The following is a 22,028-nucleotide window of genomic DNA, read 5'->3' as shown; positions in this document are numbered from 1 at the left end:
CATGATGACCGACTTCAGCGCAAAACAATCGATCGGCCGGGACACGCGCCTGTGCATGTCGCTTTCCGCCCGCCCCGGCAACGCCGGGTCGCGTCTGCACAACACGCTCTACGGGCTGCTGGGGCTGGACTATGTCTACAAGTCCTTCTCCACCACGGACCTGCCAGCGGCCATCGGCGGCCTGCGGGCGCTGGGCATTCGTGGCTGCGCGATCTCGATGCCGTTCAAGGAAGCGGTGATCCCCCTGCTCGACGGGCTTGAGGATTCGGCCCGCGCCATCGACAGCGTGAACACCATCGTCAACGACGAAGGCGTGCTGACCGGCTACAATACCGACTATACCGCCGTGCGCGATCTCGTTGCCCGGCGCGGCATCGATCCGGCCACGCCGTTCCTGCTGCGCGGCAGCGGCGGCATGGCCAAGGCGGTCATGGCCGCGCTTCGCGATCTCGGCTTCCGCCAGGGCACGATTATCGCCCGCAATGCCGAAGCCGGCCCCGCCCTTGCCGAACAGTACGGTTTCCGCTGGCTCCCCGAGCTTCCCGAACAGGGGGCGGCGATGCTTGTCAACGTCACGCCGCTCGGCATGGAAGGCGCGCAGGCCGGCGAACTCGCCTTCACGCCCGCGCAGATCGCCGCCTGCGACGTCGCCTTCGACGTGGTGGCGCAGCCCGCCGAAACGCCCTTTATCAAGGCCGCCCTCGCCGCAGGAAAGACGGCGATCTCCGGCGCGGAAGTGATCGTGCTCCAGGCCATCGAGCAATTCGTGCTCTATACCGGCATCCGCCCCGACGATGAGGCCATTGCCAAGGCCACCGCCTTCGCGCATGGCCCGCAAGTAGCCCGGCGGCTGCAAGACGCGGCGTAATGCCGGCCCGAAGGGGCAGGATGTGCTCGCAGTGCCATGGATTTGTCCGGAACATGGGGTAAGGAAGCTGATATGAAACCGACACTCACCCGCTTCCTGCTCGAAAAGCAGCGCGAGCCGAACTCGACCTGCCCGCCCGAACTGCGCCTGCTGATCGAAACCGTGGCGCGCGCCTGCAAGACGGTGAACCACGCCATCGCCAAGGGCGCGCTGGGCGACGTTCTGGGCAGCCTCGACAGCGAGAACGTGCAGGGCGAAGTTCAGAAAAAGCTCGACGTGCTCGCCAACGAACTGCTGCTGGATGCCAACGAGTGGGGCGGCCACCTCGCCGGAATGGCCTCGGAAGAGATGGAAACGATCCATCCCATCCCCAACCGCTATCCCAAGGGCGAATACCTGCTGGTCTACGATCCGATCGACGGTTCCAGCAATGTCGACGTAAACCTCTCGGTCGGCACGATCTTCTCCGTGCTGCGCGCGCCTGACGAATGCGCGGGCCGCGAAGTACGAGAGGAAGATTTCCTCCAGCCCGGGACCGCGCAGGTCGCTGCCGGCTATGCGATCTACGGCCCGCAGACGCTGCTGGTGCTGACCCTGGGCTCCGGTGTCTACGAGTTTACGCTGGATCGCGAACTGGGCGCCTGGATCATGACCGACGGCCCCATGCAGATTCCTTCGGGCAATTGCGAAATCGCCATCAACATGGCGCGCCGCCCGCAGTGGTCGCCAACCGTGGTGCGCTACATCGACGAGCGCCTGACTGACGGCAAGGGCCCCTGCGGCCGGGACTACAACATGCGCTGGACGGCCTCGATGGTTGCCGACGTGCATCGCATCCTGAAGCGCGGCGGCGTGTTCCTCTATCCCGCCGATCACCGCACGCCGGGCAAGGCGCGCCTGCGCCTGCTTTACGAAGCCAATCCGATGAGCTTCCTGGTCGAACAGGCGGGCGGCGCCTCGACCGACGGCTGGAACCGCGTGCTCGACGTGACCCCGGTCGGACTTCACCAGCGCATCGGCCTGATCCTGGGCGATCCCGAACAGGTCGCCGCCCTCATGGAAACGGAAACGGCCTGACCGAGGCTCGACGACCCGGAGCTTCGGGTGAAGTTCCGGGCCGTTGAGGCTAGACCATCGGGCTGAAACGGCCATCCTGATGGTGGATCATCGCATCCACCATCTTCAGCGCCCGTTCGATGCATTGCCGATCGGCGCTGCCGCCGATCGAGATACGCACCGCATGACGGGCCTCGGGGTCGATGCGGAACTGCTCTCCCGACACGACCGAGATGCCGAGCGGCCGCAGCGCCCGCACGAGATCGGCGGACTGCCCTTCCCGCTCCAGCGCAATCCACAAGTGATAGCCCGCGCGGGCCGCCTCATAGCTCCCATGCGGCAGGATGCCTGCCGCGATAGCCTGCCGCGCAAGGCACTCGTCCCGCACCTCCGCCACCAGCGAGGCCCATTTCCCGGTGTTCAGCCACTGGGTACAGACGGCCAGGTTGAGCGGAGGCGCCATGATCGTGGTCTCATAGGTATCCGTCGCCAGCCGCAGCGCATCCCGAAGCTGCGGCGCGCGCAAGTACGCAACGCGCAGCGATGGCGAGACGAGCTTTGAAAGGCTTGCGACATGCCACGTCCGCTCCGGCGCGAGCGCTGCCAGCGACGGGATCTCGCCGCTGCCGAGACGGGAATAGGGATCGTCCTCGATGATGAGAACATCGTGCCGCCGCGCGATCTCGGCAATGCGGCGGCGCCGTTCCTCGCTGAGCGTCGCGGTCGTCGGATTGTCGTTGTCGGGCACGAGATAGATCGCCCTGACCGGGGTGGATTGAACCGCCCCGGTTTCGCAGGCCCGCGCGAAAGCATCGGGATCGATGCCGTGCCGATCCGCGCCGAGCGGCACGATCGCCACGCCGTGCCGGCGGCAAATCGCGCTCCAGCCCGGATAGACGAAAGGCCCCGTGCACACGACATCGCCGGGCGCCAGAACGGAACTGACAACCGCATGCAGCGCGGTTTGCGCACCGCTGGTGACGATGACGTTGTCCTCCGTCGCCTCCATTCCCGAAGCCGCCAGCCACTGCGCGCCGGCCGCGCGGTCTTCCGGAGCGCCGCCCGCAGGCTGATACTGCAACCGGTTCGCCGCGGCCGGGCCTTCGAGCACGGCTTGCAGGGCATTCGCGAAACTGGCGGCATAGGAACTGTTGGAGGGAATCGGCGGCAGGTTCATGCCGGTGTCGAACGGCGGCACCTGGCTGGACGCATCGAACGCCGCCTTCCCCCGGACGAAGCTGCCGCGCCGCCCTTCCGCGTCGATCAGCCCCTGCCTGCGCGCCTCGGCATAAGCGCGCGTGACCGTGCCGGTATCCACGCCCAGCGCTTCGGCCAGTTCGCGCTGGGGCGGAAGGCGATCCCCCGGATTGAGCCGACGCTCCTCCACATCCCGGCCGATCGCCGCGCAGATCGCCAGATAGAGCGGCCCTTGAGCATTGCGGATGTCCGGCAGCCAATTTTGCATCACTGTTTGCATTGACTTTGTATGCATACAATATCCATATTGAGCAACAGACGAATCCTCGCGATCAACGGCGGACCTGCATCATGTCAGACAACAATATGGAGCCCGGCGACAAGGCCCGCCGTATTTTCAGGTGCGGCCTGAAAGGACTTTGCCCCCGTTGCGAAAAAGGCGCCATGTTCCGCAAGTGGCTCAAGCTGAACGATACCTGCCCGGCCTGCGGGCTCGATTACGGCTTCGCCGCCCCTGACGACGGCCCCGCCTTCTTCTCGCTCTGCATCGTCGCCTTCCCGCTCACGTTCTTCGCCGTATGGCTGCAGGTGAAGTTCGACCCGCCGTTCTGGGTCCATCTGCTCACTTCGTTCCCGCTGGTCGGGCTGGGCTGCGTGTTGCCGCTGCAGTATATCAAGGGCTGGCTCGTGGCCTCGCAATACGTGAACAAGGCGCAGGAAGCGGGCACGGAGGCACTCTGGGCCGATCTCAATGCCCGCGCCCCGCGCAACGGCGATTGACCTGCCCATGACCATGCCGACTGCCGGTCACGCAACCCCGCTGCAATCCGCCCGGGACTTCGTTGCCGAATACTTCGAAGCACTGGAACGCCCCGATCTCGCCCGGATGGTGCGCGCGGGATCGGGCGACGACTTTGCCGAAATGCACAGCGCAACAAGGCTGCTCGCATCGCAGGCCGCCAAGATCGCCCGGTATGAAGAGGCGCTCGATCAATATGCCGACCACGGTTTCTGGGACGATGCCCTGCCCGGCGGCCCGCTCGCCCTTCACGATGGCGGCGACATGGCGCGCAACGTGCTCAAGGGCAGGCCCGCGTTCTTCCATCGCGATTGATGCATCGGACCCGCGAACCGTGAAAGCATGGATATCGGCCCGCGCGGCCTTTGCCGGAATGGCTCTCCTGATCGGACTCGCCGGATGCCGCGATGACCGTCATGACGAGCGCCTGCGGAAAGCGGGGCAAGACCCGACCCTGCAAGAGCTTATGAAAGTTGCCGACGTGGAAAGCGGCGCCCGGAAATTCCGGCAGTGCGCCGCCTGCCACAGCATCATCGAAGGCGCGAGCGATCGCGGCGGACCGAACCTGTTCGGCGTGTTCGGCCAGCCCCCCGGCACCAACAGGTCGCGCTACGGCTACACTGCGGCTCTGATCGGCATCGGCGGCAGATGGGACGAAAAGGCGCTCGACGCATGGATCGCCGCCCCCGCCTCGGTCGTGCCGGGCACGACCATGCAGTTCCCCGGCGTGAAGGACCCGTTGGACCGAGCCGACCTGATCGCCTACCTGCGCACGCAGGCAAGAGACCCCCGATAACCACCGCGCGGCTGCGGGAAAATGGGCAGCGCCCGGGCGTGGACGAGATTCACAAGCGGTCCATCCGCAGCCAGGCATCGTCGCCCAGCCACGCCTGCCCGAGCGCCTGGCGGGCGGCGGCCGCTTCAACACCGCGCCCTTGCGCCTTCTCGCTTTCGGCAAGTCCGTAAAGTGCCCAGCCGCTTTTCGGAGACTGCACGAGCGCGGCACGAAAAGCCTGCGCCGCCTCGCCATAATGCCCGGCCCTGAACAGGGCCGCGCCAAGCGACTGGCTCACGGGATAATACCAGTATGGCGGCTCCTGATAGGGTATCTTCGCCTCCAGCACGATTGCCCGGCGATAGAGGCGCGCGGCCTCTTCGTAGCGCTTTTCCGAAAAGGCCAGCTTGCCGCGCGCCACCGCTTCGGCAAGCTGGAGAAGGTCCGCTGCGGGCACGCCCTGTTCGGTCATGCCGGCCAGGGTGCCGGATTTGCGGATTTCCACGATGGCGGCGATTTCACGCTCGGCTCCGGCGCGGTCCCGCCCCTGCGCCCGGGCAACTGCGCGCGCATAGAACCGCATGGCAGCGGCATAGGGCAAACGCGGGTCGGGCGGCGGCATGGCCAGGATCGCCTCGGGTTCGGCAAATTGCGCCATCGCCAGAAAGGGTGCGGCATCGATCGCCTGTATCCAGGCGATCCGCGCGGAGGTGCCGGGATCCAGCAGTTTCCGCAGACGCTGCGCCTCGGTGATCGCCGTGCGCATGTCACCTGCCATCTGCGCGGATGTCACGATGAAGTGGACGTTGTGAGGGTAATAGCCGTAGCGGACGAGGCTGCGATCGTTCGTGCTGCGGATGAAAGCCTCGTCTGCACGCGCGGCCGCAATGTTGACCCGGATGGAATCGGCGTAGCGGCCGACCAGTTGATAGATGTGCCCCGGCATGTGGACGAGATGGCCGGCGCTCGGCGCGCCTTCCCGCGCCAGCCGGTCTGCCGCAGCTTCCGCGCGGCGCGGCTCCGCGCTGTTCTCCATGAGATGGATGTAAAGATGCGCGGCCTGAAGGTTGCCCGGGTCACGCATTAGCACGCCCTCGATCAGCCGAACCGCCTCGCCGCTTCGGCCTGTCGGCGTTCGCTTGTCCGCCTCCCAATAGCTCCACGGGCTGACATCCATGACCGCTTCGGCCGCCAGCACGGCCACATCGTCATCCGCTGGAAAGCGACGGGCAACGCCGATCATGGCATCGGCATATGCGGCATCCAGTGCAGAGCGATCGGCCTTCGCATCGCGCGTGTAGCGGCGCGCCGTCGCACCGATCAACGCCTGCTCCAGCGGGGACGCATGCACGCTTTGCCCTGCGGCCCTGTCCATCGCCGCCAAAGCCGCATTGCGATCGCGATCGTCCATGGGCGCGTTGATGTTCGGCCCCAGCGCAAGCGCCTCGCCCCACCAGCACATCGCGCAAGCCGGATCGAGCCGCTGCGCCTCGCGAAAAGAGCGCACCGCCCCTGCATGATTGAAGCCATAGGCCAGCAGGAGACCCTGATTGAAATAGCGCCGCGCCTGCTCGCTTGAAGTGGTGATCGGCAAACGATCGGCAACGAGATCGCGATAGAGCGGTATCGCCTGGGATGCGGCACCGACCGGACCCGTAACGGCTGCGGCAAGCACAAGCTCGTGCGCCAGCACCGCCGCCTCAGCCCTTGCGCCGCAAATCGAAGCGGCAAGCCCTGACGGATCGAGCATGGCCAGAGTCACCGGCGAAATGCCCGCGCCAGTCGAAAAACTGGCAAGAACAAAGCCCTGCGCCGCCAAAGCAATGCTGCTCAACACCCTCTGCATGCACCCGACCCTTGACCGAGGTAGCCGCCGAAAAAGCGCTAATTCACACCGACTCTCCGAGCCGCCATCTTCAACCGGAACAAGCTGCTCGCGCCGCCGATATCTGTCAACATGACACCGGACGTGACCTCAGCGAACGAAAAAACCGGCTTCCGCCCGAAATACGTTCAAGCGCTGCCGGCAATCACGCACATGAGAACAAAGCCCCGGTCGGTGAGGAGAATTCCCGGACATTCCGCGCGAAATTCGCAAGAGACGACTTTCGTCGAGCCAACGTCCAGCCACGATAAAGGAAATTGAGCCGGATCGCCCTGAAGCCAAGGAAATCTTTCGATTTCCTGCGATCAGTTCTGGATGGTCCCGGAAGGGCTCTTGGCGGAGAGGGTGGGATTCGAACCCACGGTACGGTTTCCCGTACACTGCATTTCGAGTGCAGCGCATTCGACCACTCTGCCACCTCTCCGCTAGAGATGCGATAGCGATGGAAGGTCTCCATCGGGTCGGGAAGCGCGCCGTTAGCCCAGCATTTCGACCTTGCCAACCCCCTGTTTTCAAAAATGGGGATTGTCCACAGGGGTTGCTTGTTTGCACCCCGCAGGAAACCTATATTTCTCGCATGAACAGGGCGCACTTTTTTTCACCCACGGCCGGACGCATCATCGATGCGCCTCGCCAGACCCGTGCGCGATTCGCTATCGGCGATGTGGTCCGCCACCGGAATCATGACTTCCGGGGCGTCATCTTCGATATCGATCCGGTGTTCGCCCATAGTGAGGAATGGTACGAATCCATTCCCGTGGACGTGCGCCCCAAACGCGACCAGCCCTATTACCACCTCCTCGCCGAGAACGAGGAATCCAGCTACGTTGCCTATGTCAGCCAGCAGAACCTGCTCGCCGATGCCGAGGGCGGGCCGGTAGACCACCCCTCTCTGTCGCAGATGTTCGATGATTTCGGCAACGGGCGCTATCGGTTGCGGCGCGGTCTCGCGCACTGAACCCGCGCTTCTTCAGGACGATTCGGTCCCTGTATCTGAAAAGGAATGCGCGCCGCCTTCCAGCAGGCGCGTGATCTCGCCGTAAGGAACGGGGCGCGAAAGCAGGTAGCCCTGTACTTCGTGGCATCCCAGTGACCGCAGGTGCGAGAGCTGGGCCTCTGTCTCCACGCCTTCGGCAGTCAGGTTCAGGCCATTGGCGCGGGCAACGTTGACGATCGCCTCCACCAGGGCCGCGCCCGGTCCGGTGTTCACCGCATGGACGAAGGAACGGTCTATCTTGATGCGATCCACCGCAATGTCGCGAATGTGGCTGAGCGAGGAATAGCCCGTTCCGAAATCGTCGAGCGCACAGGCCACCCCGATCCGGCGCAGCGCCTTGAGAGACGCGGAGACCTCTTCCGAAGCAGACATCAGCGCGGTTTCCGTCAGCTCCAGTTCCAGACGGCGCGGATCGAGGCCGGTTTCGTTCAGGACCGCCCGCACATTGTCCACGAAGGCCCTGCTGCGCATCTGCACCGGCGAGACGTTCACCGATATCCGCAGGTCGGGCCAGGCCATGGCATCGTCCACCGCCTTGCGCAGCACCCAGCCGCCAAGCACCTCAATGAGGCCGGACTCTTCGGCCTGCTGGATGAAGCCGGCAGGGTTGACGAGACCGTTCACCGGATGGTTCCAGCGCAGCAGCGCTTCCACCGCGACCATCCGGCCACTGACCGTCGAGTAGACCGGCTGGTAGAAGACCTTGAGCTGCTCGTCGCAATCCAGAAGCGCCTGGCGCAGCTCGCGATTGGTCGTCTCCCGCAGCCGCACCACTTCGTCCATGCTCGCCTCGAAGAAGGTGAAGCGGCTCCGCCCTTCCATCTTCGCCTTGTAGAGAGCGATGTCCGCACGCCGGGTCAGCTCGGTGCGGTCGGCGCCGTGGTCCGGCGCGACGGCAACGCCGATGCTGGCGCCGATGAACGCCTGCGCCCCGGCCACGTCGAACGGACGCTCGATCTCGGCTACGATGCGTTCGCAGATCTGCCCGATCGCCTCGCGGGATTCCGGCTCGACGACGAGCACGGCGAACTCGTCTCCTCCAAGGCGCGCGACCATGTCGTAGCCGCGCACTTCCGAGGTCAGCCGCCGGGCGACCTGACGGATCAGCGCATCGCCGGCGGGATGGCCCAGACTGTCATTCACCTGCTTGAAGCGGTCGAGGTCGATGTAGAGCAGCCCGACAAGGCCGCCCTCCCGGCGGCAGCGGGACAGGGCAGCGTCCAGCCGCCCTTCGAACATGGCGCGATTGGCCAGTCCGGTCAGGGCGTCGTGCAGCGCCTGGTGGCGCGCCTCGCTCCGGCTTTCCTCAAGATCGAGCGTGCGGCTGGCGAGCCGGCCGGCCAGGAGGTAGATCACCACGGCCGAAAGCAGGAGGACCAGCAGCACGACCGGCCCGACCGACCGGGTCACCTCGCTCCCCGGCGCGAAGGGATGCCATACGAAGTAGCCGATGACATCGCCGTCGCGCGAACGGAGCGGCACCGAGGCTTCGCCCCAGGCCCTGCTCGGCGATATCTCGTAGCGCGCCTGTGCGAGGCCGTAGTTGCTGCCGAGGCGGGCGAAGAAGTCGTTGTCGAGATAGACGACACCGATATGCACCGGCTCGCTTCCCGGCTTCTGGACGATCGAGCCGCTGTCCGAAAGGATCGGCTTCGCGCTGACTATCGCCGGGCGGCCGCGAAGAATCGCAAGGTCCGAGGCGCCGGGCGAGATCATGGGAACGCCGCCGACTCCCACTTTTCCGCTACCCCGCGTGCGGCGCAGCCGCATCACCAGCGGGTCGGCCACGTCTTCGATGGCGATGTAAGTTTCCGGCACCTTCCGCTTGCCGCCGCGCATGGCGTAGATCGGCACGCTCTCGGGGGAAAGGACGTAGACCTCGTTGAACCCGGCATATTGATCGAACCAGATGCCGAGGTTGAGATCCATCCAGTCCTGATCGATCGGGCGCCTGCGCGCTTCACGCAGGGCATCGTCCCACACGGTCGACGATTCCTGCGCATGGCCGACCCGCTCGATGCTCTGGGCGAGGACGAGCGACACGATGGAACGGTCTCGCTCGCTCGCGATGCGGTCGATCTCGCGCCCGGACCAGATGAGGAAGCCGACGATCAGCATGACGATGAAGAGCGCGGCCACGACGATATGCGGCGCAAATCTGGCCGCTTCCGACTTGCGAACCTTGCGCGTGTGGATCGGAGCGAACACGCGGAAATCCTTAGCCTTCGAGGGATACCAGAGCATTAGAAGGCAACAGCAGGCCGACCACAAGCGAAAGCGCGGCCATAAGCGTCACAATGCGTCAACCATGTGACAAGGGCCTTCACCTCCGCCTTCGCCACATGCGAAAACGCCCCGGCCGGATGTCCGAACGGGGCGTCTGCAACTGCGAAGGGGAAAGGATGTCAGCCCTTGAGCTTCCAGCCCGAACGCAGGACCAGATAGATGATGCCCGCCAGCACCGCGTCCAGCAGACCCATCCCGATCGCGCTGTGGAGCACGGCCATGTTGGTATCGCCGATATCGCTGACACCCAGGAAACCGAACCGGAAGCCCGAGATCACGTAGAAGAACGGATTGAGGCGGCTGATCGCCTGGAAGGTGGGCGCGAGGTTGTCGATCACATAGAACGTGCCGGAAAGCAGCGAGAGCGGCGCGATCACGAAGTTGGTGACGGCGGCGTTGTGATCGAACTTCTCGGCCCAGATCGACGACAGGAAGCCGAGCAGCGCGAGGAATACCGAACCGGTGAGGCCGAACCAGATCACGGCCCAGGGATGCGCCATCGAAAGGCTCACGCCCGGCCACAGCAGCATCGCGCCCGACAGCGCGAGCCCGACCAGTACCGCGCGGGTCACCGCCGCGGCGACCATGGCCAGCATGAGTTCGCCTTCGCTCAGCGGCGGCATCAGGTAATCGATGATCGTTCCCTGGATCTTGCCCGCCAGGAACGAGAAGCTGGAATTGGCGAACGCGTTCTGCATCATGCCCATGACGATCAGGCCGGGCGCCACGAAAGTCGCGAAGTTGACGCCGAGCACTTCCCGGCCGCCGCGTCCCATCGCCACAGTGAAGATCACCAGAAACAGCAGGGTAGTGATCGCCGGTGCCCAGATCGTCTGGGTCTGGACCTTGAAGAAGCGGCGGACCTCCTTCATATAAAGGGTCTTGAGCCCCTCCCAGTTCACCTGGTGGATCAGGGGTTCTCCCTTCGCCGGGAAATGGCGGGCCGGGATCGTCCGGGGCACGATGTGTTCTGACACGCTCCCGTCCTGTGTCGGCAGTTCGGTCGAATTCGTTTGATCGGGCATGGACCGGCGAGTATCGGCTGCGGCTTTCCAAGGCAAGCCGCGCCACGGAATTTTGGGGCGATTCTTGGTTCGCCCGATGAAGAGATGGAACACCGAATGAGCTGGACGGACGAGCGGATCGAGAAGCTGACCAAGATGTGGGAGGGCGGAGCCACCGCCAGCCAGATCGCGGACGAGCTTGGCGGCGTCAGCCGCAATGCGGTGATCGGCAAGGCACACCGCCTCGGGCTCAAGGCACGCCCTTCCCCGGTCAAGGCCAACGAAAAGCCGGCCCGCCCGGCACCCGCCCCGAAGAAGCCCAAGCCCGTTGCCGAGGCCGCGCCAGCCGCGCCCGCGCCGCAGGTCGAAGCGCCGGTCGTGCGCGCCGCGCCGCAGCCGCCCGTGGCGCCGGCACCCCGCAGCCCCGCTCCGGTGGCACCGCCGGTCGCCGCCAGCGAAGATGCCCCGGCCGCGCCGAAGGGCCCGCGCGTCGTCTCTGTCGGCCCCGGCGGCTTCCTGCGCCAGGGCCCCGGCGATCAGCAGCAGCCGATTCCGCCCGCGCCGCCCCGCCGCCTGGTGCCTGCCAAGCCGAGCGCGGAAATCGCCGACAAGACCAGCCTCCTCGACCTCAGCGACCGCGTGTGCCGCTGGCCGATGGGCCACCCCGGCGAACCGGACTTCCACTTCTGCGGAGAAAAGGTGAACCCCGGGTTCCCTTATTGCGTCGAGCATTGCGGCCGGGCCTATCAGGCACAGCTGCCGCGCGGCGCGCGCCGTCCTCCTCCGCCGCTTCCCTTCGGCGGCCCGCGGGTTCGCTGATCCGATGAAGACGATGGTGCGGCGACGGGCCCTGAATGCCTGGCTTATCGCCGCACCGTTCGTTCTGGCGCTCGCCGCCCCTGCCCTCGCGCAGAACGCTCCGCCCTCCGGCGAAACCGCCGCACCGAAGCCTGCCGAGCCCAAGCCTGCCGAGCATGTCTACGTTGCGCTGACGACCAGCGCCGGGACAATCACCCTCGATCTCGACAAGGCCCACGCCCCGCTCACGGTCGCGAACTTCCTCAAGTACGTCGACAGCCGCAGGTTCGACGGCGCCAACTTCTACCGCGCCATGCATCTCGACTGGGGCGACCAGCCCAACGGATTACTACAAGGCGGCCTGCAGGGTATCAACGTTCTGCCGCCAGTACCTCATGAGCCCACCAGCGCCACGGGGATCACGCACAAGGCCGGCACCATCTCCATGGCCCGCTACGCGCCCGGCAGCGCCACGGCGGACTTCACGATCATGCTGAGCGACATCCCGTCCCTCGATGCCCAGCCCGCTTCGGACAATCCCGAAGCCCGCGCAGGTTTTGCCGCCTTCGGTCATGTCGTCTCGGGCATGGACGTGGTGCGCAGGATCTGGGACCAGCCCCGTTCGCCCACCAAGGGCGAAGGCGTCATGAAGGGCCAGATGCTCGAACCGCAGGTGAAGATCGTGAGCGCGCGCCGCGTTCCCCCGCCCGCCACGCCCTGAGACTTCCGGCGCCTGCCGCCATTTCCACAAAGACAATAGCGCTGTGCGTCGCCCTAGCGCGTAAAGCCGGCAGTCTGCCGAAGATTGTGGATTAAATTTCTGGCATCTCCCTGAACACAACCACATCGGCGTTAGCTTTGGGTAATGCCGCCGCCTGTCGATTCGCTCATAATCCGCGGGTTTCCGCCCTTATTCGGCGCTCCCCGTTTGCCGGACCAACTGCCTCGCCTTCCACGGTAAGAGAACATTTACCCAATCGCCAAATCGAATACGGGAAATCCCTTAGTTGGTCCCAGTGACCACGGGAGCCATTGAACTTTCAGGGGTTGTGGGACTCCCTCTCAGGTCCGGGGGCACGGACTGCATCTATTCGGTTCGATGTACTTTTGAGAGTGCGATGATAGAAAATTTACCTTGGAATTGCGCCGGCGAGGCCGGTCCAACTGTCGTGTCGCACGAAGAGTTCTGGTTCTCGCTCAAGTTGAGAGTTGAATCAACTTCTCAGCTTTGGCAGGCGGCCGCGCTTCGCTGCATGAGTCAATCGGACGTCTCCTATGAGGAGGTGGACGAACTGATCGGTCCGATCGACGATCCGTCGATCGCGGACTGCCTGATGATCCTGGCGTTGCCCGAACGTATTCCGGGCTGCACCAGGCTCGACGTCTCCCTCCAGTCGGCGGAGAGCGTGGAGCCGGCAACGGGCATCGGAAATGCCAACCGTCACAGCACGGTCGGCCAGGCCTGAAACGAGAAAGGCCCCTGAACCAGCCGGTTCAGGGGCCTTTCTCGTTTTCGGGGCCGTTCCGGTCAGCTATCGGTGCTGGCGCCGGCAGCCGCGAGGGCGACGAGGCCGGAGGCGGACATGCGGATACCGTTGACGCCCAGCATGATGTTGGTGCCGTCGGTCACCACGTCATCCACGATCGCCACCGAGTTGATCGTCGTATCCAGCGCATTGCCGGCGGCATTGGTGGCCGTGATCGACAGCGTATAGGCGCCGTCCGCGGCCTTCGTGCCGTCAGCCTTGGTTCCGTCCCACTCGTAGGAGCCCTGCGTGGTGGGATCGAGCGTCACGGTGTTCACCACGGTGCCCGAGGAATCCTTGATCGTGGCGGTGATGGTGGAAGGCGTGCCGTCCACGTAATAGGTCCAGTGGGCCGGTGCGTTGCCGAGCCCGGCAACCGGGGAATCGAAACGCGCCTCGCGCCCGATGTAGCTCGATGCCTGCGCCATCTGCTGCGAGGTGAGCTGGCTGAGGATGTCCTCCAGCTTGCCGGTCTGCTGGATCGACTGCTCCACCTGCGAATACTGCACGAGCTGCTGCGTGTATTCCGAGGTATCCATCGGATCGAGCGGATCCTGGTTCGTCATCTGCGTCGTCAGCAGCTTGAGGAACAGGTTGTAGTCGGTCAGCAGCCCCGAAGTGGAGGCCGCCGTGGTGTCGCTCGTGGTCGACGTCGTGCTTGAAACCGTGGTCATTGCTCTTGTGCCTTATGCCATGAGATCGACATGACCGCTGCTCCTGAGCGGTCGGTAGATCGGGTCGTCGCTCCCGCCGAATGTGTCGGACAGGCTGCCCTGCGCCTGCCGCTGCCCTTGCTGGTCACCCTGCCAGCGCTGTCCGCCCTGCCCGCCCGAGCGGCTGTCGAAGCGCAGGGACTGGCCGTCGGCTCGGATACCGGCGTCGGCCAGCGCGCGATTGAGATCGGTGCTTTCGCGGCGCAGCATGTCGAGCGCGGAAGAACTGTCCGCCGACATGACCGCGCGCAGAACGCCCTCGTGGTCGAAGGATAGGCGCACGTCGATCCGGCCCATGTGGCGCGGGTCGAGGCGGATGAGCAGGTCGTCGCTGCCCTTGTCGAGGGCGCGGGCGATCTCCACGCCGATATCGGCGCCGAACTGGCCCTCCTGAACGGATACCGCCGCGCTCTGGGTCGCCGACTGCGTTGCCGGGTAAGGCAGCGCGGCCGGGCGGGCGGCCGTGCCGGTCAGCGTCTGCGACAGCAGCGGGGTCGAAAGATTGCCATCGCCCTGCGCGGAGGACTGATCCGTCGCGAAATCGGCCTGCTGCATCGCCGCCGAGCCGGCGCCCTGTCCGCGCGTTGCCGCCGGCTCCGGGGCGAGGCGGTCGGCACTGCCCGCCGAACGGTCGGCAGCGGATGCCCTGCTCGCCAGCTTGCTGCCGGACTTGCCACCGATTTCGCCGCTCTTGGTGCCGCCTTCGGTCTTTTCGGCCTTCACGTCCGGGACCGCCTGCGGCGCCACCGCCAACGCGGGCTGCGTCGCAGCGGGCACGGGCATGTTCTGAACTTGCGTGGTCTGGACAAGGCTCGCCGGATCCACGTCCGCATCGCCGGCATCCGGCGCGCTGCCGTCCTCGGCAACCGGCGCATCGGCAGCCGCGCCATCGGCCGGTACTGCCGTGTCGGTGCCGGAGGGAACCTGCGAAGCGGCTGCCTGCGCCGCAAGCTGCGCCAGCGTGGTCTTTGCCGTCTCCGCCTGCGGAGCGAGCTTGTCTGCCACCGTCTTGTGTGCGGCCACCGGCTTGGCGCCCTGTTCCTGCTTCCCGGCGAGCGCCGCGCCCGGTGTCGCTGCCACTGCCGCCTCTTCAAGCGAAGTCGCCGCGGTCCACGGCTGCTGGACGAGCTTGCCGTTCTCGGCAGCGTCAGCGGGAGCGGCCAGTGCCGGGTCGGCGGCGGGAACGGTTTCCGCTCCGGTCCCCGCCGCCTCGCCCGCGATCATGGCAGAAGCGGCAGGCGCGGTCTTGCGGGTCGCGCCGAGCAGGGTTCCGAACGCGACCGGCGCCTTCTGTCCGCTTGCGGCCAGGCTGTCGGCGCTCGTTGCGGCGCCTGCCGCCGGTGCGGAGGTGGGAAACAGGGCATTCATGGAAACCGGCATTATGGAGCATCCTCCGGCCGGCGATACGCGGCCATGTTGTTATCATAGAGGGTTTGCACCGGTCCCGGTCGCACCCTCGCCTTCACTCGGGCCTGCCGCTTCAGCCGATCGTGCCGAGGCTGCGCAGGCGCGCGCGCGGATGGATTTCGTTCTGCGAGAGCACCACCGTTGCAGGGCGGACGCGCTCGATGATCGAACGGACGAACGGCCGCAGCGGCGGGCTGGTGAGCAGGCAGGGAATTTCGCCCTGCGCGGCGAGGCGGTCGTAACCCTCGCGGACGGCGGTGATGAAGGCCTGGAGATGCGAGGGCGCCATGGCGAGGTGGCGGTCGTCGCCCAGGCCGACGATGGCCTCCCCGAAAACCTCGTCCCATTGCCCGCTGAGCGTGACGATGGGGATCGTCCCGTCGAACGTCTGCTGGGCGGAGATCTGGCGCGAAAGGCGGGCACGGACGTGCTCGGTCACTTGCGTGAGATTGCCCGACATCGCGGTTGCCTCGGCAATGCCTTCGAGGATCGTCGGCACGTCGCGGATCGACACGCCCTCGGACAGCAGGTTCTGGAGAACGCGCTGCACGCCAGAGATCGAGATCTTGCCGGGAATGATGTCGGAGATAAGCTTCTCCGATTCCTTGTGGACCTCGTTCAGCAGCTTCTGCGTCTCGGTATAGGAGAGCAGGTCGGCGATGTTGTCCTTGACGATCTCGGTCAGGTGCGTCGTCACCACGGTGCCGCAATCGACCACGGTAAGGCCGCGGAATCCGGCTTCCTCGCGCATGTCCCGGTCGATCCAGAGCGCCGGAAGCTGGAACACCGGCTCCTTGGTGGCCTCGCCCCGGATGCCCATGTCCTGGCCGGAAGCGTTGATCACCAGCAGCTTGCCGATGCGCAGTTCGCCGCGCGCGATCTCGGTCTCCTTGACGAAGACGATATATTCGTTCGGCTTGAGGGCCATGTTGTCGAGAATGCGGACCGAGGGTAGCACGAAGCCGTAGTCGATCGCCATCTGCCGGCGCAGGGCGCGCACCTGGTCGTCCAGGCGCGGCTCGGCCTGCGAATCGTTGATGAGCGGCAGCAGGCCGTAGCCCAGCTCGATGCGCAGCGAATCGATGGCAAGCGTGCGCGAGATCGGCTCCTCGGCCTGCGCCTCCATCTGCTGCTGGTGCGTGAGCGCTTCTTGCATCCGCTCCTGCGCGGCCTTTGCCTCGGCCTTGCGCGACATCGACCAGGCCAGCCAGCCACAGGCCGCGCCAAGCGATGCGAACGGGAAGAATGGCAGGCCGGGCATGAGCGCCAGCACGCCCATCAGCACGCCGACGATGCCGAATGCCTTGGGATAGCGGCCGAGCTGCTCGCCGAGCGCGGCACCGGTCTTGCCGACCACGCCGCCCTTCGAGACCAGCAGGCCCGCCGCCGTCGAGACGATCAGCGCCGGAATCTGGCTGACCAGACCGTCGCCGACGGTCAGGATCGTGTAAGTGGTGAAGGCCTCGCCGAAGGGCACGCCGTGAATGGCCACGCCGATGATGAGGCCGACGACGATGTTGATCGCGGTGATGAGCAGGCCGGCAACGGCATCGCCCTTAACGAACTTCGAGGCACCGTCCATCGCGCCGTAGAAGCCGCTTTCCGCCTCGATCTCGGCGCGGCGTTCGCGGGCCTGCGCCTCGGTGATGGTGCCCGCATTGAGATCGGCGTCGATCGCCATCTGCTTGCCGGGCATGGCATCGAGGCTGAAGCGCGCCGCCACTTCGGCGATGCGCCCCGCGCCCTTGGTGATGACCACGAAGTTGATGACGATCAGGATCGCGAAGATGGTGAGGCCGATCACGGTCTCGCCGCCCATCAGGAACTCGCCGAAGGCCGCGATAACGCCGCCCGCCGCGTGATGGCCTTCGTGCCCGTGCCCCAGGATCAGGCGCGTCGAGGCAAGGTTCAGGCCCAGCCGCAGCATCGTCACGATCAGCAGGATCGTCGGGAAGCTGGAAAGCTGGAGCGGCTTTTCGATGAACAGCGCCGTCATCAGGATCAGGACCGAGGCCGTGATCGAAAGCGCCAGACCCATGTCGAGCATCCAGCCCGGCATCGGCAGGATCAGCATGGCGATAATCGCGCTGACGCCCAGCGCCAGCGCCAGGTCGCGGCTGGGGCCGAGGCGCGTCAGGAACTGGTCGAGCCTTGCAGAGACGAGTGCGTTCATCGCTTCACCGGGTTCCGAAAGCTTCAGTGGCGGATCAGGCCCGGCGGCACCACGAGGCCGTCGGACAGGAAGGTTCGCAGCTTGTTGCGCATGGTCCGCACCGAGATGCCGAGCATGGACGCTGCGGTCGTGCGGTTGCCGCGGCAGCGTTCGAGCGTCTGCAGGATCAGCTCGCGCTCCACTTCGGCGATGTTCTGGCCCACCAGTTCCGACACCGCCATGGTGACGGACTGATTACCGGCCCGTTCACCACGCAGGCGCGCCATGACATCCTGAAGGTTCACCGCGATATCCACCACGACGATATCGCCGTTGGCACGGTGCCACGCTTCGAGCACGGCCGGGTTCGCGGTTCCCACCGCGATGCTCGCGGCCGACCCGCGCACCATCTCGACCGCGAGGCCCATGGCGTTGCCAAGGTCCCCGACCAGCATCAGACGGGTCGGATCGTGATCGGACACGGGCATCATGCCTCCTGCCGCACGATTTCGGTCAGCGTGATGCCCAGCGTGCTGTCGATCAGGACAACTTCGCCGCGAGCGATCAGGCGATTGTTGACGAAGATGTCCACCGGCTCACCCACCCGGCGGTCGAGTTCGACGACCATGCCTGGCTTGAGGCGCAGCAGTTCGCCGATGTCCATGCGCGAACGGCCAAGCACGGCCTGTACCTTCACCGGCACGTCGAACACGGCGTGCAGGTCGTCGGGCGTGGGCGGCGTGGTCGGGCGCGGGGACCGTTCGGTCGTTCCTTCGCCGCCCATGTCAGCGGGGTTCTCTTCGGTCAGGTGAGCAGGCGCCAGCTGGCGCGGCTCGAGCTCGTCGCTCATGGTCATACCTTTCAACTGTTCATCCACTGACGGATTACGGATGCGGATTCTGCGGGACTGGCCGAGATGGCGTCACCGATGCGGCGCAGGGCGGAAAGCTTGATGCGGCCATCGACCTGAGCAAGCGCGATCTCCTGGTCGAGCAGGGGTTCGCCCTCTCCAGCCCGCATTTCCTCGAGCTGCCGCATGGCGTCCTCGTCGCCGTCGGCCGCCCGTTCGCTCAGCGAGATCATCTCGGCATCGGGAGCGGGCAGGCGCTGTTCCACCACGCCTTCCACCAGCGGCGGTTCGCCGAGCTTGGGCTTCAGCATGCGGATGGCAAAGAGGATGATGCCGCCCACCAGCAGGATCTTCAGGACATCGAAGATGCGGTCGGTGGTGATGCCGAAGGGCAGGCCGGAATCGGCGCCGTCGAGATCGGTCGGCGCGTTGAACGCCATGTTCTCGACCACCACGCTGTCGCCGCGATCGGCATCGAAGCCCACGGCGTTCTCGACCAGCCGCTGCAGGCGCTGGACCTGCGCGGCAGGAAGGCCCTGCGGGCCGCCGTCGACCATGACCGCCACGGTCAGGCGCTTGACCTGCCCCGGCGTGCGGACCGCGACCTTCTGGGTTCGGCTGTTCTGGTAGGTCGTGTCTTCAGACGTCTCGTTCTGCGCCGAACGGCGGTTTTCGCCGCCGTTGCCGGCCACGTTGCCCTGGTTGTCCGGCAACTGCGCACCCACGGTCACGCCTTGCGCGCCAGCGGAGTTCTCGTCGTTCTGGTTGTTGGATTCCACCGTCACCTGATGGGCGACGACCTGGGTATCGGGATCGAAGACTTCCGATTCCTCGCGCACCTGATCGCGTTCGAGCACGGCGGCCACTTCGGCGCGCACCTTGCCCTGGCCGACGATCGGCTCGATCATCGATTCGATCTCGTTGCGCAGGCGCGCCTCGACGGCGTTCTGGCGATCCTCGAGATTGCCCGCGCCCGCATCGCCGCCCTCACCCGCACGCGCCAGAAGCGCGCCGGTCTGGTCGACAATCGACACGGCCTCGGGATTGAGATCGGGCACGGCGGAAGACACGAGATAGCGGATCGCCTGGACCTGCTCGCCGGAAAGACGGCCATTGGTCTTCACCGTGACGGAGGCGCTGGCCTTGCGCGGTTCGGTCTCGAACATCGCGCGGTCGGGCATTACGACATGGACGCGTGCCTTGGCCACTTTCTCAAGGCTCTCGATCGAACGGACCAGTTCGCCTTCGATGGCGCGGGTCTCGTTGAGCTTGGCGCGCGAGGACGAGATGCCGAAAGGCTCCTCGGCATCGAGCACCTCATAGCCGATCTTGCCGCCGAGCTGCTCGGACGCCATCGACATGCGCAGTTCGGCCAGCTTGTCGACCGGCGCCATGACCGACGTGCCGTCCGCCGAAAGCTGGAAGGGCACGTTCTGCCCCTTCAGCTTCTCGGTGATCGACTGTGCGGCCGAAGGATCGAGATCGGTATAGAGGTAGCCCATCTCGGTCGTGGGGCTGCGAAAGGCCATCCACCCGAGACCCGCCAGCATGGCAAGGGCCACGCCCCCCATCAGCAGGGCCCGGCGCGGACCGATCTGCTCGATAAAGTTCCGCAACGCGTTCAAAAGTCGCCTCTTACATCAGCAGCGGCACCCCCCTGGCGTCGCTGCTGACATTATAGGATAATCGGCTAGGCAACTCTTGCCGGTAACAGGAAAAGTTTACGCAGCGCCTTCCGGCGCGAGGACGCCCGCGAGTTCGCCCATGACGGCGGCGCGGCGGGAAGCGGAATCGACGTTGAGGCCGCCCTCGGCCCAGCCGATATGGGCATCGCTCATCGGCAGCGTCTCGTCGTCGATCACGACGATCGCAAGCGCGCGGCGTTCACGGCTGCGGCGCTCCTCCACCAGGCGCTCGATATCCTCGCGCATGGCGGGATTGGCCCGGATCGAAAGCGCGGTATCGCGGGAAACCTGATCGAGGGCGCGGGTCAGCGCTTCATCGATGGCGCGCGCGGGCTCGGCGGCGATGGCATGGCCGGCGAGCAGTTCGGCGGCCTGGAGCGCAATCGCCCCGGCCTCGGAAATGACCTGGTCCATCACGGCATCGAAGCGTCGTTCCACTTCGTCCACCGAAGCGTGAAGCGCGTCGGTCGCCGCCAGCATCGCCTCCGCACGCTCGCCCCGCGCCTGCTCCAGCCCGGCGTCGAAGCCGTCGGACCTGGCCCTTGCGAGTTCGGCGACATGGTCCTCGTGAAGACGTTCGATGCGCGCCTGAAGCTCCGCGACATGCTCGCGCAGTTCCTCGTGCCGCCGTTCGTCCACGGGCTCATTGGTCGGGAATCGAAACACCCTGTCGAAACCGAATGGCTGAATGGTCATGGGATCCTCCATCATCGCCGCACCCTCGGAATCTCTATACGTCTTCATCAGGTCGTAAACTCATTAATGACGCCAGCGAGGCTTGCGCTGATCCATTCTGCCCCAAACCTCGACGGCCTCTTGGCGAGTTTACGACATCGCCCGGACTTCCCCGCGGCGGAACAGGCAAGCACCTGTTTCCGCGAAGAACTCTTCAGGAATATGACGCGCGTACAAAATCGGACATTTCATCAATAGATCATCGCATCGTCGCTCTTGGGATCGACCAGCATGATTTCGCCGCGATCGCCGAGCGACTTGGCAAGGCGGACCAGCGCGGTCTGCGCCTCCTCGCATTCGCGTGCGCGCACGGGGCCCATCGCCGACATGTCGTCGCGCATCAGCTTGGCGGCGCGTTCGGTCATGCCGTTGAAGAAGATCTTCTTCATCTCGTCCGGCGCGCCCTTCAGCGCCAGCGCCAGCTCGCGCTTGTTGCAATTGCGCACGATCGTCTGGATCGCACCCGGCAGCAGATTCGCCAGATCCTCGAAAGTGAACATCAGCGCACGGATGCGCTCGGCCGATTCGGGGGCCTTCTCGTCCAGCGCGCCGAGCATCGCTTCCTCGGTGGAGCGGTCGAGCGCGTTGAACATTTCGGCCATGGTCTCGTGCGGATCGCGGCGCTGCGCGCGTGAGAGGTTGGTCATGAACTCGCTCTTCAGAGTCTGTTCGACCTGGACGATCACGTCCTTCTGCACCGTATCCATGCGCAGCATGCGCATGACGACATCGGTGGCGAATTCGCGCGGCAGCTCGGACAGGACGCGCGCGGCGTGATCCGGCCGCAGCTTGTGGAGGATGACCGCCACCGTCTGCGGATATTCGTTCTTGAGATACCCCGCGAGCACCGCCTCGCTGACGTTGGACAGCTTGTCCCACATCGTGCGGCCGGAAGGACCACGGATGTCCTCCATGATTTCCTTGACCCGGTCCGCCGAAAGGATGCCTTCGAGCAGCCTTTCGGTGGTCTCGTAGGAACCGTGAAGCGTCGCCATGCTCGAGACCTCGCCCGAGAACTGGACGAGCAGATGCTCGACGACGACCGACGGCACCCGGCCGAGCTGGGCGATCGTGGAGGACAGCTCCTTGATCTCCTCGGTGGTGAGCTGCTCCCAGATCGGACCGCCATGATCGCGGCCGAGCGCGAGCATCAGCGCGGCAGCGCGCTGCATGCCCGAATACTTCTTGAGCTCCGGCGGCTCACCCACCGCGGCCATCATCGTCACTTCGATACCCCCGAAAAATTGCTCGGTCCCGTACGGTCAGGGCCTCGTTCCTTCTATTTATAGGAGCAA

The 22,028-nt window shown here is 65.5% G+C and carries 21 protein-coding genes and 1 tRNA gene; 9 read left to right on the top strand and 13 right to left on the bottom strand.

Annotated features, from left to right (window positions below; translation table 11 throughout):
• Position 1: 1 nt before the first annotated feature.
• Positions 2–868 carry a shikimate 5-dehydrogenase gene (locus tag ACXJ16_RS16055; RefSeq protein WP_324696716.1) on the top strand — a complete coding sequence of 289 codons (867 nt, stop codon included), beginning with the start codon at positions 2–4 and terminating at the stop codon, positions 866–868.
• A 72-nt stretch (positions 869–940) separates the two neighbouring features.
• A complete protein-coding gene (locus ACXJ16_RS16050) occupies positions 941–1,945 on the top strand; it encodes a class 1 fructose-bisphosphatase (protein WP_132469723.1) in 1,005 nt (334 codons plus the stop codon).
• 49 nt (positions 1,946–1,994) lie between these two features.
• Here the strand turns inward: ACXJ16_RS16050 and ACXJ16_RS16045 are convergent, their stop codons facing one another.
• Entirely contained in the window at positions 1,995–3,389 is a 1,395-nt protein-coding gene (locus tag ACXJ16_RS16045; RefSeq protein ID WP_324696718.1) for an aminotransferase-like domain-containing protein, read from the bottom strand.
• Positions 3,390–3,472: 83 nt separating this feature from the next.
• Here ACXJ16_RS16045 and ACXJ16_RS16040 point away from each other — a divergent pair, with 83 nt between their 5' ends.
• Genes ACXJ16_RS16040 through ACXJ16_RS16030 form a run of 3 tightly spaced genes read left to right on the top strand, consistent with a single transcriptional unit; the run spans position 3,473 to position 4,716 of the window.
• Positions 3,473–3,901 (top strand): DUF983 domain-containing protein, encoded by a 429-nt coding sequence (locus tag ACXJ16_RS16040; RefSeq protein ID WP_054438379.1) that lies wholly within the window; start codon positions 3,473–3,475, stop codon positions 3,899–3,901.
• Between the two features lie 7 nt (positions 3,902–3,908).
• Positions 3,909–4,235 carry a hypothetical protein gene (locus ACXJ16_RS16035; protein WP_324696721.1) on the top strand — a complete coding sequence of 109 codons (327 nt, stop codon included), beginning with the start codon at positions 3,909–3,911 and terminating at the stop codon, positions 4,233–4,235.
• Between the two features lie 19 nt (positions 4,236–4,254).
• Positions 4,255–4,716, top strand: a complete 462-nt coding sequence (locus ACXJ16_RS16030; RefSeq protein WP_324696723.1) for a c-type cytochrome — start codon at positions 4,255–4,257, stop codon at positions 4,714–4,716.
• A gap of 49 nt (positions 4,717–4,765) precedes the next feature.
• Here ACXJ16_RS16030 and ACXJ16_RS16025 read toward each other — a convergent pair whose 3' ends face one another.
• Both ACXJ16_RS16025 and ACXJ16_RS16020 read right to left on the bottom strand, forming a co-directional pair.
• The gene (locus ACXJ16_RS16025; RefSeq protein ID WP_443477951.1) at positions 4,766–6,541 is read right to left on the bottom strand and encodes a tetratricopeptide repeat protein; all 1,776 of its coding nucleotides are present in this window, start codon (positions 6,539–6,541) and stop codon (positions 4,766–4,768) included.
• Between the two features lie 373 nt (positions 6,542–6,914).
• Positions 6,915–7,004: transfer RNA gene (locus ACXJ16_RS16020), tRNA-Ser, on the bottom strand.
• 153 nt (positions 7,005–7,157) lie between these two features.
• Between ACXJ16_RS16020 and hspQ the strand changes: the two genes are divergently transcribed.
• Positions 7,158–7,538 (top strand): heat shock protein HspQ, encoded by a 381-nt coding sequence (gene hspQ / locus ACXJ16_RS16015; RefSeq protein ID WP_054434385.1) that lies wholly within the window; start codon positions 7,158–7,160, stop codon positions 7,536–7,538.
• Between the two features lie 12 nt (positions 7,539–7,550).
• On the opposite strand, the gene ACXJ16_RS16010 is transcribed toward hspQ, so the two are convergent.
• The gene (locus ACXJ16_RS16010; RefSeq protein ID WP_463920934.1) at positions 7,551–9,785 is read right to left on the bottom strand and encodes a putative bifunctional diguanylate cyclase/phosphodiesterase; all 2,235 of its coding nucleotides are present in this window, start codon (positions 9,783–9,785) and stop codon (positions 7,551–7,553) included.
• A 197-nt stretch (positions 9,786–9,982) separates the two neighbouring features.
• Positions 9,983–10,888 (bottom strand): ABC transporter permease, encoded by a 906-nt coding sequence (locus ACXJ16_RS16005; protein ID WP_054437843.1) that lies wholly within the window; start codon positions 10,886–10,888, stop codon positions 9,983–9,985.
• Between the two features lie 96 nt (positions 10,889–10,984).
• Between ACXJ16_RS16005 and ACXJ16_RS16000 the strand changes: the two genes are divergently transcribed.
• The 3 genes from ACXJ16_RS16000 (at position 10,985) to ACXJ16_RS15990 (ending at position 13,131) form a co-directional block, all read left to right on the top strand.
• A complete protein-coding gene (locus tag ACXJ16_RS16000) occupies positions 10,985–11,686 on the top strand; it encodes a GcrA family cell cycle regulator (protein WP_054437845.1) in 702 nt (233 codons plus the stop codon).
• 13 nt (positions 11,687–11,699) lie between these two features.
• Positions 11,700–12,386 (top strand): peptidylprolyl isomerase, encoded by a 687-nt coding sequence (locus ACXJ16_RS15995; RefSeq protein ID WP_463921807.1) that lies wholly within the window; start codon positions 11,700–11,702, stop codon positions 12,384–12,386.
• Between the two features lie 532 nt (positions 12,387–12,918).
• Entirely contained in the window at positions 12,919–13,131 is a 213-nt protein-coding gene (locus tag ACXJ16_RS15990; RefSeq protein ID WP_324696733.1) for a hypothetical protein, read from the top strand.
• A 62-nt stretch (positions 13,132–13,193) separates the two neighbouring features.
• Here the strand turns inward: ACXJ16_RS15990 and ACXJ16_RS15985 are convergent, their stop codons facing one another.
• The 8 genes from ACXJ16_RS15985 to fliG form a co-directional block, all read right to left on the bottom strand.
• Positions 13,194–13,865 carry a flagellar hook assembly protein FlgD gene (locus ACXJ16_RS15985; RefSeq protein WP_185996716.1) on the bottom strand — a complete coding sequence of 224 codons (672 nt, stop codon included), beginning with the start codon at positions 13,863–13,865 and terminating at the stop codon, positions 13,194–13,196.
• Between the two features lie 12 nt (positions 13,866–13,877).
• Positions 13,878–15,284: a flagellar hook-length control protein FliK gene (locus ACXJ16_RS15980; protein ID WP_463920933.1), complete on the bottom strand. Its 1,407-nt coding sequence runs from the start codon at positions 15,282–15,284 to the stop codon at positions 13,878–13,880.
• A gap of 100 nt (positions 15,285–15,384) precedes the next feature.
• The gene (gene flhA / locus ACXJ16_RS15975) at positions 15,385–17,484 is read right to left on the bottom strand and encodes a flagellar biosynthesis protein FlhA (RefSeq protein WP_054437852.1); all 2,100 of its coding nucleotides are present in this window, start codon (positions 17,482–17,484) and stop codon (positions 15,385–15,387) included.
• Between the two features lie 23 nt (positions 17,485–17,507).
• Positions 17,508–17,951, bottom strand: coding sequence for a helix-turn-helix domain-containing protein (locus ACXJ16_RS15970; protein ID WP_132469129.1), 444 nt, complete (start codon positions 17,949–17,951; stop codon positions 17,508–17,510).
• On the bottom strand, positions 17,951–18,313 hold the full coding sequence (fliN, locus tag ACXJ16_RS15965; RefSeq protein WP_054437989.1) for a flagellar motor switch protein FliN: 363 nt from the start codon (positions 18,311–18,313) through the stop codon (positions 17,951–17,953). The genes ACXJ16_RS15970 and fliN overlap by 1 nt, the downstream gene beginning before the upstream one ends.
• Before the next feature lie 11 nt (positions 18,314–18,324).
• Positions 18,325–19,938, bottom strand: coding sequence for a flagellar basal-body MS-ring/collar protein FliF (gene fliF, locus ACXJ16_RS15960; protein WP_054437854.1), 1,614 nt, complete (start codon positions 19,936–19,938; stop codon positions 18,325–18,327).
• A 96-nt stretch (positions 19,939–20,034) separates the two neighbouring features.
• Positions 20,035–20,694: a FliH/SctL family protein gene (locus ACXJ16_RS15955; protein ID WP_463920932.1), complete on the bottom strand. Its 660-nt coding sequence runs from the start codon at positions 20,692–20,694 to the stop codon at positions 20,035–20,037.
• Positions 20,695–20,924: 230 nt separating this feature from the next.
• The gene (gene fliG, locus ACXJ16_RS15950) at positions 20,925–21,953 is read right to left on the bottom strand and encodes a flagellar motor switch protein FliG (protein ID WP_054437859.1); all 1,029 of its coding nucleotides are present in this window, start codon (positions 21,951–21,953) and stop codon (positions 20,925–20,927) included.
• Positions 21,954–22,028: the final 75 nt, after the last annotated feature.

The sequence above is a fragment of the Novosphingobium sp. TK71 genome (assembly GCF_055361505.1).
Note: the sequence above shows the minus strand (reverse complement) of the source record. Positions and strands in the feature narration are given on the sequence as shown.